Source organism: Pseudomonas urmiensis (assembly GCF_014268815.2).
Taxonomy (GTDB): domain Bacteria; phylum Pseudomonadota; class Gammaproteobacteria; order Pseudomonadales; family Pseudomonadaceae; genus Aquipseudomonas; species Aquipseudomonas urmiensis.
The window spans coordinates 3,098,183-3,113,728 of the sequence record NZ_JABWRE020000001.1 but is presented as its reverse complement, the minus strand read 5'-3'; the positions used below and the strand labels follow the sequence as shown (position 1 = coordinate 3,113,728).

Here is a 15,546-nt window from a genome sequence, read left to right as displayed (position 1 = left end):
CGGTTCAGGCACTGAGCATGTCGCCCAGTGCTTGGATGACCGACCTTTTCTTATTGGTGGGGATTGAGGATCAGCATCTGTTCCTCGGTGAAATAATGCTCGTCGCAGTTGTTGCCGGAACCACTGCGATCAACCACCAGGAAGTCATCCCGCTTTTCGATCGTCAGCACCGGGTGGTGCCAAACGCCGCGATGGTAATTAATGCCCTGCCTGCCGTTGCTGCGGAAAGCGCGGACCAAACCTGATACAGGTGCATCGCCAACTGGCGCGACCACGATCAGAAAGGGGTTGCCGAGCAGCGGAATGAAAGCCTGGCTGCCCAGCGGATGGCGTTCGAGCATGCGTACGGTCAAGGGCATTTCCAGGGCGTCGGCGCGGAAGATGCTGATGATCGCTTTGTCCTCGGGCTCGGCGGTTTCGACCGTGGCGAGCTTGTGGAAGCGCATGGTCGAGCCGTTGTTGATCATGAAGTGGTCGCTGCCATCGGTTTCGATCACGTCACCGAACGGGGCAAAGGCTTCTTTGGTCAGGGGCTCGATCACTAGTGTGCGCATGCTTGTTATCTCTTTTTTCTATGTTCTATGTAGGGTTGGACAACTGCCTTGGGTCAGGCCCTGGGTGCGCTCACGTGGTGCACTCGGGCCAGGCCTTGACGGTGTGTCCTTACAATTGCAGCAGGCGGAACAGCGCGATCAGGTTGATCTGCGCCAGGGCTTCCTTGAATTCGGTATCAGCATCGTTATGGATGCGTTTTTCGAAGGCGGCGAGAATCTGGTGCCGGTTGCTGCCCTTGACCGCCATGATGAACGGGAATTGGAACTTGGCCTTGTAGGCATCGTTGAGTTCGGTGAAGCGAGCGAACTCTTCGGCGGTGCACTGGTGGATACCGGCGCCGGCCTGCTCGTTGGTGCTCGACTCGGTCAGCTCGCCCTGGATCGCGGCCTTGCCAGCGAGGTCCGGGTGAGCGTTGATCAGGGCCAGCTGGTCGCTGTGGTTGGCGCTCAGGAGGATATCGCTCATGCGCTGGTGCAGCGCCTCGATCTCGTCCAGCTCGACCCGTTGGCCGAGGTCATAGGCCTTCTCGGCGACCCACGGCGAGTGCTCGTAGATGTCGGCGAAGGCACTGACGAAGGCGTCGCGGCTCAGGGTCGATGGCGTGAGGGTCTTGAAGGCGGTCATCAGGCGTTCTCTTTCTTGTACGGGTGGGTGGTGTGCCAGTGGCGGGCGATATCCACGCGACGGGCGAACCAGACCTGCTCATGGCTCTTGGCGTATTCGACGAAGCGCTTCAGTGCAGCCAGGCGAGCCGGGCGGCCGACCAGGCGGCAGTGCAGGCCGATCGAGAGCATTTTCGGCGCCTCGGCACCTTCTTCGTAGAGCACGTCGAAGGCGTCCTTGAGGTACTGGAAGAACTGCTCGCCGCAGTTGAAGCCCTGCACCTGGGTGAAGCGCATGTCATTGGTGTCCAGGGTGTAGGGGATCACCAGGTGCGGCTTGTCGGTCGGGTTGTTCGGCTCCCAGTAGGGCAGGTCGTCATCGTAGGTGTCGCTGTCATAGAGGAAGCCGCCTTCCTCCATCACCAGGCGGCGGGTGTTCGGCCCGGTGCGGCCGGTGTACCAGCCCAGTGGGCGTTCGCCGGTGAGTTCGGTGAGGATGCGGATGGCTTCGAGCATGTGCTCGCGCTCCTGCGCCTCGTCCATGTTCTGGTAGTCGATCCAGCGGTAGCCGTGGCTGCAGATTTCATGGCCGGCTTGGGCCATGGCGCGAATCACGTCGGGGTGGCGCTGGGCGGCCATGGCCACGGCGAAGATGGTCAGCGGTACGCCGGTGTCCTTGAACAGTTTGAGCAGGCGCCATACGCCGGCGCGGCTGCCGTACTCGTAGAGCGACTCCATGCTCATGTTGCGTTGGCCTTGCAGCGGTTGCGCCGCGACCATCTCTGAGAGGAAGGCTTCGGACTCTTTATCACCGTGCAGGATGTTGCGCTCGCCACCTTCTTCGTAATTGAGGACGAAAGACAAGGCAATGCGGGCGTTACCCGGCCATTGCGGGTGAGGTGGGTTGTTGCCGTAACCGATCAGGTCGCGAGGGTAGTCAGCGCTCACTGCAGTCTTCCTTCTTGTACGTGTGTGCGGGGGTGGGTGGACCCGCGTCGGGTTGTCGCACTCACCGGATGGGCTGATTGTATACAACTTCTGAAATCATTTGTAAGCCTGTTTTTCCGCATTTCTTCCCTTTTGTCGCCTGAGAATGTATTGCAAGAAACCTGCCTGTTTGGTCAGCTAATGACCTTGGCGTGTGCATGGCGCCTATATTTGGCGACTGGTGGCCTATTCTTGGGGGAGGTTACCGGGGTGTTACGCAAGGGTCGAAAAAATTGTGTACAATTTTTAGAGAAAGTGTCTTAATGGCGCCATTCCCACACACGGTAGGCGCTTTCGTGGTGCCTGCTGGGTATTTTCTGCCCACGATTTGAACAAGAGGCGACAAGCACATGGGACGTTTGACTACTCACGTACTGGATGCTGCGCATGGCTGCCCGGGCAGCTCGATCAAGGTCGAGTTGTACCGTGTCGAAGGCCAGCAGCTGGAGTTGGTGAATACTGCGCTGACCAATAGCGATGGCCGGGTCGATGCGCCGTTGCTGCAGGGTGATGACTACCGCACTGGGGTGTACCAGTTGCAGTTCAGTGCTGGGGACTACTATCGGGCTCGGGGCGTGGCTTTGCCAGAAGCGGCGTTCCTGGATGTTGTGGTGCTGCGGTTTGGGATTGATGAAAAGCAGGAGCACTACCATGTGCCGCTGCTGATCTCGCCCTATAGCTACTCGACCTATCGTGGAAGCTAGTTGGTCGCTAGAAGAATCTTCGTAGGTCTTTGGCCCGCTCTCACACTGGCGGGCTTTTTTTCGTCTGATGGTTTTGTGGTTTTGTGGTTTTGTGTTGTTTGTGGTTTTGTGTACATATCCATTCGCGATGGCGACATTTAGGCACCCTTCCGCCCTTACGGCGGGTCACTTTTTGGCAAACGCCCCGTGTGCCGGCCCAGCCAAAAGTAACCAAAAAAGGCTGCGCTCCACCATCCGGCCCTACGCTGCGCTTCGGGTCCCCTCGCTTCGGTGTCTTCCAGGCCCGCGCGGCCTACGATTTGCTACGCAAATCTACATCTCGCGCCTTCGGCTACGCCGAAGGGTGCTGCGCACCTGGCCCTCCAGACACCTACGCTCGGCCTCCTGAAGTCGCGAAGTTAGTGGCGGCGACTGGGCTGGCGTTATCTGGCGATAGTGCCAGGTGTGGTGGATAGTTGGACGCCATCGCGGGGCAAGCCCGCTCCCACGAGTCACCGCCAACCAAAAGCGGCGCGGTATCGTGGGAGCGGGCTTGCCCCGCGAAGAGGCCAGAACAAACAACACAAAAGAAAAATTCAAACCTTGGCCTTGGCTTCTGCGAGAGCGCAGCGATTCGCTGCTCTTGATCTTCGTGCGCGCAGGTTCAGGCGCCGCAGATTCGCGACTTCAGGAGGCTGAGCAGAGGTGTCTGGAGGGCCAGGTGCGATAGCACCCTTCGGCGCGGCCGAAGGCGCGAGATGTAGATTTGCGCAGCAAATCGTAGGCCGCGCGGGCCTGGAAGGCGCCGGCGCGAAGGGACCCCGGAGCGCAGCGCAGGGGCCGTATGCAGGAGCGAGCGGCTTTGCCTACTTTGGCCAAGACCAAAGTAGGCCGCCGTAAGGGCGGAAGGGGCCAGTAGCGCCGTCCCCTCAAATGGATAAGCTCAAATCTCTAGAAGCCCAAGCCCACCTCAAAGAAACACAAACTTGGCAATAAAGATCGCACAAAGCACCCAAAGGCTAGCCGAGATCTCCTTGTACTTCCCAGTCCCCGCCTTGAGCACCACATAGCTGATGAACCCCAAGGCAATCCCATCGGCCACCGAAAACGTCAACGGCATCATGATCACCGTGACAATCGCCGGAATGCTGTCAGTCGCCTCATCCCAGTGAATGTGCGCCATGCTTCCCATCATCAGCATCGCCACATAGATCAGCGCCCCCGCGGTGGCATAAGCAGGAATCATCCCCGCCAGCGGGGCAAAGAACATCGCCGCGACAAACAGCAGCCCGACCACCACGGCGGTCAGCCCGGTGCGCCCACCCGCTGCCACGCCCGCAGCACTCTCCACATAGCTGGTCACCGGTGGCACGCCCACCGCAGCACCAAAGACGCTCGACGCACTGTCTGCCTTCAGCGCCCGCGACAGGTTCTCGATCTTGCCATCCGCCGCTACCAGGTTGGCCCGCTGGGCAACGCCCATCAAGGTCCCCGCCGTGTCGAACATATGCACGAACAAGAACGCCAGGACCACGCTGATCATGCTGACGTTGAACACACCCGCCACATCCATGGCCATCCAGGTCGGCGCCAGGCTCGGCGGCAGCGAGAACACCCCGCCATACTGCACCAGGCCCAGACCCCAGCCTGCCAAGGTAACGGTGATGATGGCGATCAGGATCGCGCCGAACACCCGGTGGTAGCTGAGCACGGCAATCATCAGGAAGCACACCGCCGCCAGCAGTGGCCCCGGCTCATGCAGCGAGCCCAACTTGATCAGGGTGGCAGGGCTATCGACAACGATGCCTGCAGTCTTCAAGCCGATCAGTCCGAGAAACAATCCGACGCCGGCACCCATCGCATGACGCAAGCTCACTGGGATGCTGTTGAGCAGCCACTCACGCACCCGTGACAAGGTCAGGAACATGAACAGCACCCCAGAGACGAACACCGCACCCAGCGCGGCCTCCCAGGTGTACCCCATGGTTCCGACCACGGTATAGGTGAAGAAGGCATTCAGGCCCATGCCCGGTGCCAGGCCAACCGGCCAGTTGGCGTACAGCCCCATCAGCAGGCAACCAAGGGCGGCGGCGATGCACGTGGCGACGAACGCTGCCCCGTGGTCGATGCCGGCGTCAGCCATGATGTTGGGGTTGACGAAGATGATGTAGGCCATGGTGATGAAGGTGGTCACCCCGGCGATCATTTCGGTCTTGACCGTGGTGCCGTGTCGCTTGAGTTTGAAAATCCGCTCCAGCCAACTCGTTTCGAGCGGTGGGGCGAGATCCAGCGTAGGGGCTTCGGATTTGCGGCTTTCCACAGCGAGTACTCCTCAAGTCTTTCTTGTTGTTCGGAGCCAGTGACCTGCGCTATGCACTTGGTGACTCCGCGAGGGGGATTGGCAGACATCCGACCGTTTGTTGACTTCAGGGTCAAGAAGTTGCTCGCTGGATTATCCTTTTGTGTACAAAGAATGCAAATAATGTTTTATCTTTTGTACGAACAATCTGACGTCTGATGGCTATATGCCGAAAGGCCACCTGCAGAAACGGGTCAGCCTGTGTACAATAGGCCCATACCTTTATCCTTTATTTTCCAACCAGGGCTTGCCATCCACCCTCTGACAGGTATTACAGTCAAGGTCCGACTGGCGGATTCCCGTGCTCGAGTGCCCATGAACGAACAGCTGCAACCTCTCAAGAAACCTGTGCGCAATGGCAAGGCCGGCCGCAGTGGTACCCAGGATGACATCGTCTACGCGCATATTTTCGAGGCGATCCTCGAGCAGCGGCTGGCGCCGGGCACCAAGTTGAGCGAGGAAGCGCTGGGCGAGATCTTCGGTGTTAGCCGCACCATCATCCGTCGCGCTCTGTCGCGTCTGGCCCATGAAAGCGTGGTGCTGCTGCGGCCCAATCGTGGTGCGGTTGTCGCCAGCCCAACGGTTGAAGAAGCCCGCCAGGTGTTCTTCTCCCGGCGTATGGTCGAGCGTGCGATCACTGAGCTGGCGGTGCAGCATGCAACGCTCGAGCAACTCAACGAACTGCGCCAGATGGTTCGCGAAGAGCGCGACAGCTTCTCGCGTGGCGACCGTGGCGCGGGTATTCGCCTGTCCGGTGAATTCCACCTCAAGCTGGCTGAGGCTGCCGGTAATGCACCGCTGGTGAGTTTCCAGCGCAGCCTGGTATCGCAGACCTCGCTGATCATCGCCCAGTACGAAAGCGGCAACCGCTCGCATTGCTCGTACGATGAGCACATGCAACTGATCGACGCCATCGAAGCGCGCGATGCGCAGCAGGCGGTGAGCCTGATGATGCATCACATGGACCACATCGACAGCAAGCTGAACCTGGACGAGGAGAGCGCCTCGGACGACCTGCATGCAGTGTTCTCGCACTTGCTGCAGAAAAAGCCCAAGGCTTCTGCCAAAGGTTGATCGTTTGCCTGGATGATAATGGGGCCGTACAGCGGCCCCAGTAGTTACTGGCCATTAGCCAAAGCTCTGCTAGATTTCACTCCTGCAAACCTTCATCAAGCAGTTGGGCTTGCGCAACCGTTGCGTCCAACTACTTGAGGAAAGGTCCATGACTACGTCCCTGGGTGTGCGCATGGGTGCCGAGCTGGTCGGCACATTCTGGTTGGTCCTGGGGGGATGCGGCAGCGCGGTGCTGGCGGCCAGCTCTCCCATCGGCATCGGCGTTCTGGGTGTCGCGTTCGCGTTCGGTCTCACCGTCCTGACCATGGCCTTCGCCATCGGCCATATCTCTGGTTGTCATCTCAACCCTGCGGTTTCGCTAGGGCTGGTGGTCGGTGGCCGGTTTCCTGCCAAAGAGCTGTTGCCCTACGTCGTCGCCCAGGTGGTCGGGGCAATCCTGGCCGCTGCGGTGATTTACTTCATTGCCAGTGGCAAGGCCGGCTTCGAGTTGTCGTCGGGGCTTGCTTCGAACGGCTATGCCGAGCACTCCCCCGGCGGCTATTCGCTGCTGGCGGGGTTCACCAGTGAAGTGGTGATGACGGCGATGTTCCTGGTGATCATCATGGGCGCCACCGATGCTCGTGCGCCGGCGGGCTTTGCGCCAATTGCCATTGGCCTGGCCCTGACCCTTATCCACTTGATCTCCATCCCGGTCACCAACACTTCGGTGAACCCGGCGCGTAGCACCGGGCCGGCGTTGTTCGTGGGAGGCTGGGCGTTGCAGCAGTTGTGGCTGTTCTGGGTGGCGCCGCTGATCGGGGCTGTGATCGGCGGCGCGCTGTATCGAGGGCTGGCGCGCGAACCTTAGCGCTGGTGCACGCAGCGCCCGGCCGCGAAGGTTTCACGCACGGTACGGTCGTCGCCCAGGGTGGTGAGGACGAACAGAGTCTCCTCGATGCTGTTGGACTGCTGAATGCGGTAGTCCAGCAGCGGCGTGGCTTTGTAGTCGAGCACCACGAAGTCGGCGTCGTTGCCAGGCTTCAAGCTGCCGATGCGGTCGTCCAGGCGCAGCGCGCGGGCGCCGCCGAGAGTGGCCAGGTACAGCGACTTGTACGGGTGCAGGCGAGCGCCCTGCAACTGCATGACTTTGTACGCCTCGTTGAGGGTATTGAGCAGTGAGAAGCTGGTACCGGCCCCCACGTCGGTGCCCAGGCCGACGTTGACCTTGAACTTCTCCGCTTGCGGCAGGTTGAACAGGCCGCTGCCCAGGAACAGGTTGGAGGTCGGGCAGAAGGCGATCGCCGAACCGGTCTCGGCCAGGCGCTGGCATTCTTCATCGCACAGGTGCACGCCGTGGGCGAACACCGAGCGCTCGCCGAGCAGCTCGAAGTGGTCGTAGACGTCCAGGTAGCCTGTGCGTTCAGGGAACAGCGCCTTGACCCAGTCGATTTCCTTGAGGTTCTCCGACAGGTGGGTGTGCATATACACGCCCGGATGCTCCTTGAGCAGTTGTCCGGCCAGGGCCAGTTGCTCTGGGGTGCTGGTCGGGGCGAAGCGAGGAGTAACTGCGTAGTGCAGGCGGCCCTTGCCGTGCCAGCGCTCGATCAGTGCCTTGCTTTCGCTGTAGGAAGATTCGGCGGTGTCGGTGAGGTAGTCCGGTGCGTTGCGGTCCATCATCACCTTGCCGGCGATCAGGCGCAGGTCCAGGCGTTGGGCTTCTTCGAACAGGGCGTTGACCGACTCGGGGTGCACGCTGCCGAACACCAGGGCGGTGGTGGTGCCATTGCGCAGCAGTTCCTGGAGGAAGATTTTCGCGACGTTGTCGGCATGGGCCTTGTCGGCGAACTGCTTTTCGCACGGGAAGGTGTAGGTGTTCAACCAGTCCAGCAGTTGCTCGCCATAGGAGCCGATCATGCCGGTCTGCGGGAAGTGGATATGGGTATCGATGAAGCCTGGGGTGATCAGGGCATCCTGGTAGTGCACCACTTCGATGTCGGCATCCAGCGTCGGCAGCAGCTCGCTGGCATGCCCCAAGGCACTGATGCGGCCGTCGTCGACTACCAGCAGGCCGTCTTCGTAATAGGCATGGGAGGCCTCCAGGCCGACCTCGGCTGGGTCAGCGATGCTGTGCAGGATGGCCGATCGGTAGGCTTTACGGGTTGCAGTCATATCACGCTCGTCAAATGGCTTGGCTGCGCCGAGAGGGCGGCAGCAGTTGGGCAATGGGGCCGGCGTTCACGCCAGCGTCGTGCTGGCCAAAGCAGGCGTTGTAGGTGGCAATGATTTCCGCGGCGATGGACACGGCGATCTCGATTGGCAGCTTGCCCTTGACCTCGGCCAGGCCCATCGGGCAACGCATCCTTGCCAGCAGGGCGTCGTCGTAACCGCGTTCACGCAGGCGGTGCTCGAACTTGACGCGCTTGGTCTTCGAGCCGATCAGGCCGAACCAGGTGAAATCGTTGCGCTTGAGGATGGCCGCAGTCAGCTCCAGGTCGAGCTGGTGGTTGTGGGTCATGACGATGCAGTAACTGCCTGCTGGCAGTTCGGCGACTTCGTCGACCGGCTCCTCGCTGATGATCTTGCTCACCCCGGCTGGGATCAGATCGGGGAATTCCTGCACGCGCGAATCGATCCAGCGCACTCGGCAGGGTAGGGCGGCGAGCAAGGGTACCAGAGCGCGACCGACATGGCCCGCGCCGAACACGGCGATCTGTGCCTGTACTGCGGCCATTGGTTCGAACAGCAGCACAGTGGCGCCGCCGCAGCATTGGCCGAGGCTGGCCCCGAGGCTGAAGCGCTCCAGGTGTGGGGTGCTGCGTTGTTCCTCGAGCATCTGCCGGGCGATGTGTAGGGCTTTGTATTCCAGGTGGCCGCCGCCGATGGTGTCGAACATCTGGCTGGCGCTGACGACCATCTTCGAGCCGGCATTGCGCGGGGTCGAGCCGCGCTCCTCGATGATGGTCACCAGGACGCAGGCTTCGCCGCGGGCTTGCAGGTCGGCGAGGGCGTTGATCCATTGGTGCATGATGCAGATCCTCTCTCGATCCCTGTTGGAGCGGATATGCCCGCTCCAACAGAGAGCCGCGGCGTTAATGCGTTACGGTTTCCACTTCAACTTCTGCAGGTTGCGCGGCGGCCAGCGCCTGGCGCATCTGCTCGCAGCCCCACAGTACCCGCTCGGGGGTTGCCGGGGCGTCGATGTTCGGCTGCACCTGGTAGCCGGCAATGCTCGCCACCGCATCCTTGATCGCGCACCAGGCAGCGATGCCGAGCATGAACGGCGGTTCGCCAACGGCCTTGGAATGGAACACGGTGTCCTCCGGGTTCTTGCGGTTTTCCACCAGTTTCACCCGCAGGTCCAACGGCATGTCGGCGACGGCGGGAATCTTGTAGCTGGCCGGGCCGTTGGTCATCAGCTTGCCTTTGGCGTTCCACACCAGCTCTTCGGTGGTCAACCAGCCCATACCCTGGATAAAGCCGCCTTCCACCTGGCCGATGTCGATGGCCGGGTTCAGCGAGTCACCGACGTCGTGCAGGATGTCGGCACGCAGCATCTTGTACTCGCCGGTCAACGTATCGACGATCACTTCGACGCAGGCCGCCCCAAAGGCGAAGTAGTAGAACGGCCGACCACGCGCCTGAGTGCGGTCGTAGTAGATCTTCGGGGTGCGGTAGAAGCCGGTGCTCGACAGCGATACCTGGGCAAAGTACGCCTGCTGCACCAACTGCTCGAAACTGACGATCTCTTCGCGAATGCGCACATGGCCATTGCGAAACTCGACGTCTTCCTCGGTGACCTTCCAGTGCCGTGCAGCAAACTCAGTCAACCGTGCCTTGAGGATTTCGGCGGCGTTCTGAGCGGCCTTGCCGTTCAGGTCGGCGCCACTGGAGGCGGCGGTTGGCGAGGTGTTGGGCACCTTGTCGGTGTTGGTTGCGGTGATCTGGATGCGATCGAAATCGACCTGGAATACCTGCGCCACCACCTGCGCGACCTTGGTGTTCAAACCCTGGCCCATCTCGGTGCCGCCGTGATTGAGGTGAATGCTGCCGTCGGTATAGATGTGGATCAGCGCACCGGCCTGGTTGAGGAAGGTGGCGGTAAAGGAAATACCGAACTTCACCGGTGTTAGCGCCAGGCCCTTTTTCAGGATTGGGCTGTGCTCGTTGAAACGGCGGATCGACTCGCGGCGCTCGGCGTAATCGCTGCTGGCCTCGAGCTCTGCGGTCATCTCCTCGAGCATGTTGTGCTCGACGGTCTGGTAGTAGTGGGTGACGTTGCGCTCGGTCTTGCCGTAGTAGTTGGCCTTGCGCACCGCCAGCGGGTCACGGCCCAGCTGACGGGCGATGTGGTCCATCACCTGCTCGATGGCGACCATCCCTTGCGGGCCGCCAAAGCCGCGGTAGGCGGTATTGGAGGCGGTGTTGGTCTTGCAGCGATGGCCATGCACGGTGGCATCGCCCAGGTAATAGGCGTTGTCGGAGTGGAACATGGCGCGGTCGACGATCGAGCCAGACAGGTCAGGTGAGTAGCCACAGTTGCCGGCCAGGTCGAACTGGATGCCATGCAGGCGGCCGTCATCATCGAAGCCCACGTCATATTCGACGTAGAACGGGTGACGCTTGCCAGTCATGGTCATGTCTTCGACCCGGGGCAGGCGCATCTTGGTCGGCTGTCCGGTCAGGCGTGCGATCACCGCGCACAGGCAGGCGGGGCTGGCCGCTTGGGTTTCCTTGCCGCCGAAACCACCACCCATGCGGCGCATGTCGAGGACGATCTTGTTCATCGGTACGTCGAGTACTTCGGCGACCAGCTTCTGCACTTCGGTGGGGTTCTGCGTGGAGCAGTAGACGATCATGCCGCCATCTTCGGTGGGCATCACCGAGGAGATCTGCGTCTCCAGGTAGAAGTGCTCCTGGCCGCCGATGTGCAGCGTGCCCTGCAAGCGGTGCGGGGCGCTGGCCAGTGCTGCTGCCGAGTCACCGCGCTGGTGGGTGTGGCTGTCGAGCACGAAGTGCTTTTTACGCAGCGCTTGGACCACATCGAGCACCGGCTCCAGGTCCTGGTACTCGACGATTGCCGCCATCGCCGCCTGGCGTGCGGTTTCCAGGTCGCGGGCAGCGACGGCGAGCACGGGCTGGCCGAAGAACTCGACCTTGTCGATCGCCAGCAGTGGGTCGCCGGCTACGACCGGGCCGATGTCCTTCAGGCCCGGAATGTCTTCGTGGGTGATGACGATGCGCACACCTTCGAAGGCGTAGCAGGGCGTGGTGTCGATGCGCAGGATGCGCGCGTGGGCGCGGTCCGAGGTGCGCGCATAGACGTGCAACTGGTTGGGGAATTCCAGGCGGTCATCGATGTAGATCGCCTCGCCGGACACATGTTTGTCGGCGCTGTCGTGCTTGACGCTGCGGCCGACCCCGGTGCTCAGGTCCTGGCGGAACAGTTCGGCCATCTCGGCCTGGCTCTTGACGGCGTGATGGTTAGACATAGGCGGTCACCCGGGTTTCGATGTGCGGCGATTGCAGTTCGATGAAGTACTTGCGCAGCAGGTTCTGCGCGGTGAGCAGGCGGTACTCTTTGCTCGCACGGAAGTCCGTGAGCGGGCTGAAGTCTTCAGCCAGCGCCTGGCAGGCGCGCTCCAGGGTGGCCTGGTTCCAAGGCTTGCCGCGCAGCGCCGCTTCACAGGCGCGGGCGCGTTTGGGGATCGCCGCCATGCCGCCGAAGGCGATGCGCACGCCGCTGACCACGCCATTCTCGATGCTCAGGTTGAACGCTGCGCACACCGCCGAGATATCGTCGTCCAGACGTTTGGAAACCTTGTAGGCGCGGAAGGTCCAGTCATTGCTGGCGCGCGGCACGATGATCTTCTCGATGAACTCGCTGTCCTGGCGGGCGGTGATGCGGTAGTCGATGAAGTAGTCTTCCAGGGCCAGGGTGCGCTGACGTTGACCCTGGCGCAGTACCACCTGGGCATCCAGGGCGATCAGCAGGGGCGGTGAGTCGCCAATCGGCGAGGCGTTGCCGATGTTGCCACCCAGGGTGCCCTGGTTGCGGATCTGCAGGGAGGCGAAGCGGTGCAGCAGGGCGCCGAAGTCCGGGTATTCTTCGCTCAGCGCGCCATAGCAGTCGGTCAGAGGGGTGGCTGCACCGATTTCCAGGTGCGTGGCGCTCTTGTCGATGCGCTTGAGTTCGGCCACGCCACCGACGTAGATCATCACCGGCAAGGTGCGGTGGAACTGGGTGACTTCCAGGGCCAGGTCGGTGCCGCCTGCGAGCAGGCGAGCTTCTGGGTGCGAGCTGTACAGGTCGGCCAGGTCGGCCACGGTAAGCGGTACCAGGCAGCGTTTGTCGCCGCTGTTGAGTTCGCCGGTTTCGCTCGGGGCGATGGCTTTAAGGCGAGCGATGGTTTGCGCCTGCTGGGCATCGAACTGATCGCGGCAGGGCATGGCGCAGCTCTGCTCGGCAGCGGCGAGAATCGGCCGGTAGCCGGTGCAGCGGCACAAGTTGCCGGCGAGCGCTTCTTGGGCTTGCTGCAGGTCATGGCCTTGGCTGTTTTTCTGCAGGGCGAACAGCGACATGACAAAGCCCGGGGTGCAGAAGCCGCATTGCGAACCATGGCAGTCAGCCATTGCCCGCTGCACGCTGTGCAGCTCGCCTTGATGCTTGAGGCCCTCGACGCTGATCAGTTGCTTGCCGTGCAACGACGAGACGAAGGTCAGGCACGAGTTGAGGCTGCGGTAGCGCAGGGTCTCGTGACCTTGGTCGTCCTGGGTGAGCTCGCCCACGACCACGGTGCAGGCGCCGCAGTCGCCACTGGCGCAGCCTTCCTTGGTTCCGGGTTTGCCTAGGTGCTCACGCAGGTATTGCAGCACCGTCATGTTCGGGTCCAGGGCGTGCTCATTACGCAGCTCCTGGTTGACGAGAAACTGGATCACGGGGAAGGCCTCGCAATGGTTTTATTGTTGTTCGGGCGGACTCTAAGCAACCCTTGACCTCTTGGTCAATAATTTTCTGACTCAAAGGTCAAGAAATTATCTGTAATGAGTCTAGGCCGCGAACACTGCCTTTACCGTAAGCATAGATCGCGCCGGATTTATTGGGGGTGGAGTGACGAGTTGCGCAGGTATTTGGCGTTTGCAGCCAGCTTGCTTGGTAGTTTGCAGGCTTTGCTCCCAGGCAGGCGTTGCGCGTTTGCCTGGGGCCAGCTCCACTAAGGGCGGAGCTGGTGATCATGCACCGCCAGGCAAATCGCAAAGAGCTTCCCGTTGCCTGGCAGCGAATGTGTGGCGAGGGCTACAGTCCAGCCATGATCACAGCCCTGACGCGGCTGTACCGTTGTTCAACTTTGGCTGCCGGTAAAGCTCGAGCAACACCTGATCCAGCACCTGGGATGCCCCCCAAGGCTTGGGATCATTCAAGATCGCCGCCACCGCCCAGGTATGGCCGTTGCTGTCCCGGCTAAACCCGGCGATCGCCCGCACTGTGTTGAGCGTCCCGGTCTTGATGTGGCCCTCACCGGTCAAGGCGGTACGCTTGAGCCGCTTGCGCATGGTGCCATCCATGCCTACCAGCGGCATGGAACTGATGAACTCGGCAGAGTAGGGGCTCTTCCAGGCCGCTTGCAGCAACTGCGCCATCTCGCGGGTGCTAACGCGTTCAGCGCGAGACAAGCCGGAGCCGTTTTCCATCACCAGGTGCGGCGCGGTGATGCCCTTTTTCGCCATCCACTGACGCACCACGCGCTGGGCAGCACGCGCATCATCGCCGTCGGCATCGGTCCGGAATTGTGCACCCAGGCTGAGGAACAGCTGCTGGGCCATGGTGTTGTTGCTGTATTTGTTGATGTCGCGAATCACTTCCACCAGGTCCGGCGAGAACGCCCGGGCCAGCAAGCGTGCGCTCTTGGGCACGTTCTCGATGCGGTCACGGCCCTGAATGCTGCCACCAAGCTCGTTCCAGATTGCCCGTACGGCCCCGGCGGCGTAGGCCGGGTGGTCGAGCAGGGCCAGGTAGGTCTGCGAGTTGCAGCCTTCACCTAACTGGCCGCTGACCACGACACTGACCCCATCAGGTTGAACCTGCGGGTTGTAGCGCACCTCGCCGGTGCACTGCTTGGAGGCTACGGCCTTGACTTGGTTGTCGATGCGGATCGTGGCGATGGGGGGCTCGACCGCCACCAGTACTTTGCCGCCATCGTTACGGGCAACGAAGCGCAACGCTTTGAGGTTGACCAGCAGCGAGTCCGGCTTGACCAGGAACGGCTTGTTCATGTCGCCGCCGTCATCGTCGAAGTGCGGCAGGTTGGGCTGGACGAAGTGGCTGCGATCAAGCACCAGATCACCCGTGACCGTGCGCACGCCGTTGGCACGCAGATCGCGCATCAGCAGCCACAGCTTTTCCATGTTCAGCTTGGGATCACCGCCGCCCTTGAGGTACAGGTTGCCGTTGAGCACGCCGTTGCTCAGGGTGCCATCGGTATAGAACTCGGTTTTCCACTGGAAGGTTGGGCCGAGCAGCTCGAGGGCTGCGTAGGTGGTCACCAGCTTCATGGTCGAAGCCGGGTTGACCGACACATCGGCGTTGAACACCGTTGCTGTGCCAGGGCCGTCCAGGGGCAGCATCACCAACGACAGGGCCGAATCTTGCAGTTTGTTGGTCTTGAGAGCCTGCTGCACCTTCGGTGGCAGGGTGGTGTTGACGGCGGCAGCCTGGCTGGGCATGGCCAAGGGCAGCATGAGGCCGGCGAGAAACAGTGGGCGGAGCGCTTTGATCATAAGAACTGAAACCCTGCGGGCGAGGGGAAAGATAACGGGGCTGTAAAAGATGATGGCCCCAGATCGAAATATAGTGCGCATTATGCCCCAAGCGCACCGAACATGGGCCCCGTTCGACACAAATGCGCCGCATGGCCGCGGAAACTGGTAAAGTGCCGCCGGTAATTACTCAAGAGGATTGTTTCATGGCTACCAACCGTTCCCGTCGTCTGCGCAAGAAACTCTGCGTGGATGAATTCCAGGAGCTGGGCTTCGAGCTGAACCTTGCTTTCAAGGAAGACCTGTCCGACGAAGCCATCGATGCCTTCCTCGACGCATTCCTTGCAGAAGCAATGGATGCCAACGGCCTGGACTATGTAGGCGGTGATGATTTCGGCCTGGTTTGCCTGGCTAACCGTGGCTCGGTCAGTGAAGAGCAGCGCGCTGCTGTTGAAGCCTGGCTCAAAGGCCGTAACGAGCTGACCAAGATCGAAGTCAGCCCGCTGCTGGATGCCTGGTATCCGGAAAAGCCGATCAACTCGGCTTCCTGATC

13 protein-coding genes are annotated in these 15,546 nt (G+C 61.4%); 4 read left to right on the top strand and 9 right to left on the bottom strand.

What is annotated here, in order from left to right:
• Window positions 1–50 precede the first annotated feature (50 nt).
• The 3 genes from HU737_RS14050 to puuE all read right to left on the bottom strand — a co-directional run bounded on the left by HU737_RS14050 (window position 51) and on the right by puuE (window position 2,105).
• A complete protein-coding gene (locus HU737_RS14050; protein WP_186556277.1) occupies window positions 51–554 on the bottom strand; it encodes an ureidoglycolate lyase in 504 nt (167 codons plus the stop codon).
• Window positions 555–663: 109 nt separating this feature from the next.
• The gene (gene uraD, locus HU737_RS14045; protein WP_186556278.1) at window positions 664–1,179 is read right to left on the bottom strand and encodes a 2-oxo-4-hydroxy-4-carboxy-5-ureidoimidazoline decarboxylase; all 516 of its coding nucleotides are present in this window, start codon (window positions 1,177–1,179) and stop codon (window positions 664–666) included.
• Window positions 1,179–2,105, bottom strand: a complete 927-nt coding sequence (gene puuE, locus HU737_RS14040) for an allantoinase PuuE (protein WP_186556279.1) — start codon at window positions 2,103–2,105, stop codon at window positions 1,179–1,181. The genes uraD and puuE overlap by 1 nt, the downstream gene beginning before the upstream one ends.
• A 389-nt stretch (window positions 2,106–2,494) precedes the next feature.
• On the opposite strand from puuE, the gene uraH reads away from it, so the two are divergent.
• Complete coding sequence (uraH, locus tag HU737_RS14035; RefSeq protein ID WP_186556280.1) at window positions 2,495–2,848, top strand: hydroxyisourate hydrolase; 354 nt, start codon at window positions 2,495–2,497, stop codon at window positions 2,846–2,848.
• A 949-nt stretch (window positions 2,849–3,797) separates the two neighbouring features.
• Here uraH and HU737_RS14030 read toward each other — a convergent pair.
• The gene (locus HU737_RS14030) at window positions 3,798–5,147 is read right to left on the bottom strand and encodes an NCS2 family permease (RefSeq protein ID WP_186556281.1); all 1,350 of its coding nucleotides are present in this window, start codon (window positions 5,145–5,147) and stop codon (window positions 3,798–3,800) included.
• Window positions 5,148–5,501: 354 nt separating this feature from the next.
• Between HU737_RS14030 and HU737_RS14025 the strand changes: the two genes are divergently transcribed.
• Together HU737_RS14025 and aqpZ are read left to right on the top strand one after the other, a co-directional pair.
• Window positions 5,502–6,260, top strand: a complete 759-nt coding sequence (locus HU737_RS14025) for a GntR family transcriptional regulator (protein ID WP_186556282.1) — start codon at window positions 5,502–5,504, stop codon at window positions 6,258–6,260.
• Window positions 6,261–6,408: 148 nt separating this feature from the next.
• On the top strand, window positions 6,409–7,107 hold the full coding sequence (gene aqpZ, locus HU737_RS14020) for an aquaporin Z (RefSeq protein ID WP_186556283.1): 699 nt from the start codon (window positions 6,409–6,411) through the stop codon (window positions 7,105–7,107).
• Here aqpZ and guaD read toward each other — a convergent pair.
• The 5 genes from guaD to dacB form a co-directional block, all read right to left on the bottom strand.
• Window positions 7,104–8,408 (bottom strand): guanine deaminase, encoded by a 1,305-nt coding sequence (gene guaD, locus HU737_RS14015; RefSeq protein WP_186556284.1) that lies wholly within the window; start codon window positions 8,406–8,408, stop codon window positions 7,104–7,106. The two genes, aqpZ and guaD, sit on opposite strands and share 4 nt — an antisense overlap.
• Before the next feature lie 10 nt (window positions 8,409–8,418).
• The gene (gene xdhC, locus HU737_RS14010; RefSeq protein ID WP_186556285.1) at window positions 8,419–9,264 is read right to left on the bottom strand and encodes a xanthine dehydrogenase accessory protein XdhC; all 846 of its coding nucleotides are present in this window, start codon (window positions 9,262–9,264) and stop codon (window positions 8,419–8,421) included.
• A gap of 64 nt (window positions 9,265–9,328) precedes the next feature.
• Window positions 9,329–11,728: a xanthine dehydrogenase molybdopterin binding subunit gene (gene xdhB / locus HU737_RS14005; RefSeq protein WP_186556286.1), complete on the bottom strand. Its 2,400-nt coding sequence runs from the start codon at window positions 11,726–11,728 to the stop codon at window positions 9,329–9,331.
• Window positions 11,721–13,175, bottom strand: a complete 1,455-nt coding sequence (gene xdhA, locus HU737_RS14000) for a xanthine dehydrogenase small subunit (protein WP_186556287.1) — start codon at window positions 13,173–13,175, stop codon at window positions 11,721–11,723. Before xdhA ends, xdhB begins: the two co-directional genes overlap by 8 nt.
• Before the next feature lie 375 nt (window positions 13,176–13,550).
• Window positions 13,551–15,014, bottom strand: a complete 1,464-nt coding sequence (dacB, locus tag HU737_RS13995) for a D-alanyl-D-alanine carboxypeptidase/D-alanyl-D-alanine endopeptidase (RefSeq protein WP_186556288.1) — start codon at window positions 15,012–15,014, stop codon at window positions 13,551–13,553.
• A gap of 185 nt (window positions 15,015–15,199) precedes the next feature.
• Between dacB and HU737_RS13990 the strand changes: the two genes are divergently transcribed.
• The gene (locus tag HU737_RS13990; RefSeq protein ID WP_186556289.1) at window positions 15,200–15,544 is read left to right on the top strand and encodes a YggL family protein; all 345 of its coding nucleotides are present in this window, start codon (window positions 15,200–15,202) and stop codon (window positions 15,542–15,544) included.
• Window positions 15,545–15,546 lie beyond the last annotated feature (2 nt).

Bases quoted from the DNA above. Each gene is read 5' to 3' on its own strand.
- guaD (WP_186556284.1), bottom strand. From the start codon at position 8,408: ATGACTGCAACCCGTAAAGCCTACCGATCGGCCATCCTGCACAGCATC.
- xdhC (WP_186556285.1), bottom strand. From the start codon at position 9,264: ATGCACCAATGGATCAACGCCCTCGCCGACCTGCAAGCCCGCGGCGAA.
- HU737_RS14050 (WP_186556277.1), bottom strand. From the start codon at position 554: ATGCGCACACTAGTGATCGAGCCCCTGACCAAAGAAGCCTTTGCCCCG.
- uraH (WP_186556280.1), top strand. From the start codon at position 2,495: ATGGGACGTTTGACTACTCACGTACTGGATGCTGCGCATGGCTGCCCG.
- uraD (WP_186556278.1), bottom strand. From the start codon at position 1,179: ATGACCGCCTTCAAGACCCTCACGCCATCGACCCTGAGCCGCGACGCC.
- dacB (WP_186556288.1), bottom strand. From the start codon at position 15,014: ATGATCAAAGCGCTCCGCCCACTGTTTCTCGCCGGCCTCATGCTGCCC.
- HU737_RS14025 (WP_186556282.1), top strand. From the start codon at position 5,502: ATGAACGAACAGCTGCAACCTCTCAAGAAACCTGTGCGCAATGGCAAG.
- aqpZ (WP_186556283.1), top strand. From the start codon at position 6,409: ATGACTACGTCCCTGGGTGTGCGCATGGGTGCCGAGCTGGTCGGCACA.
- HU737_RS13990 (WP_186556289.1), top strand. From the start codon at position 15,200: ATGGCTACCAACCGTTCCCGTCGTCTGCGCAAGAAACTCTGCGTGGAT.
- xdhB (WP_186556286.1), bottom strand. From the start codon at position 11,728: ATGTCTAACCATCACGCCGTCAAGAGCCAGGCCGAGATGGCCGAACTG.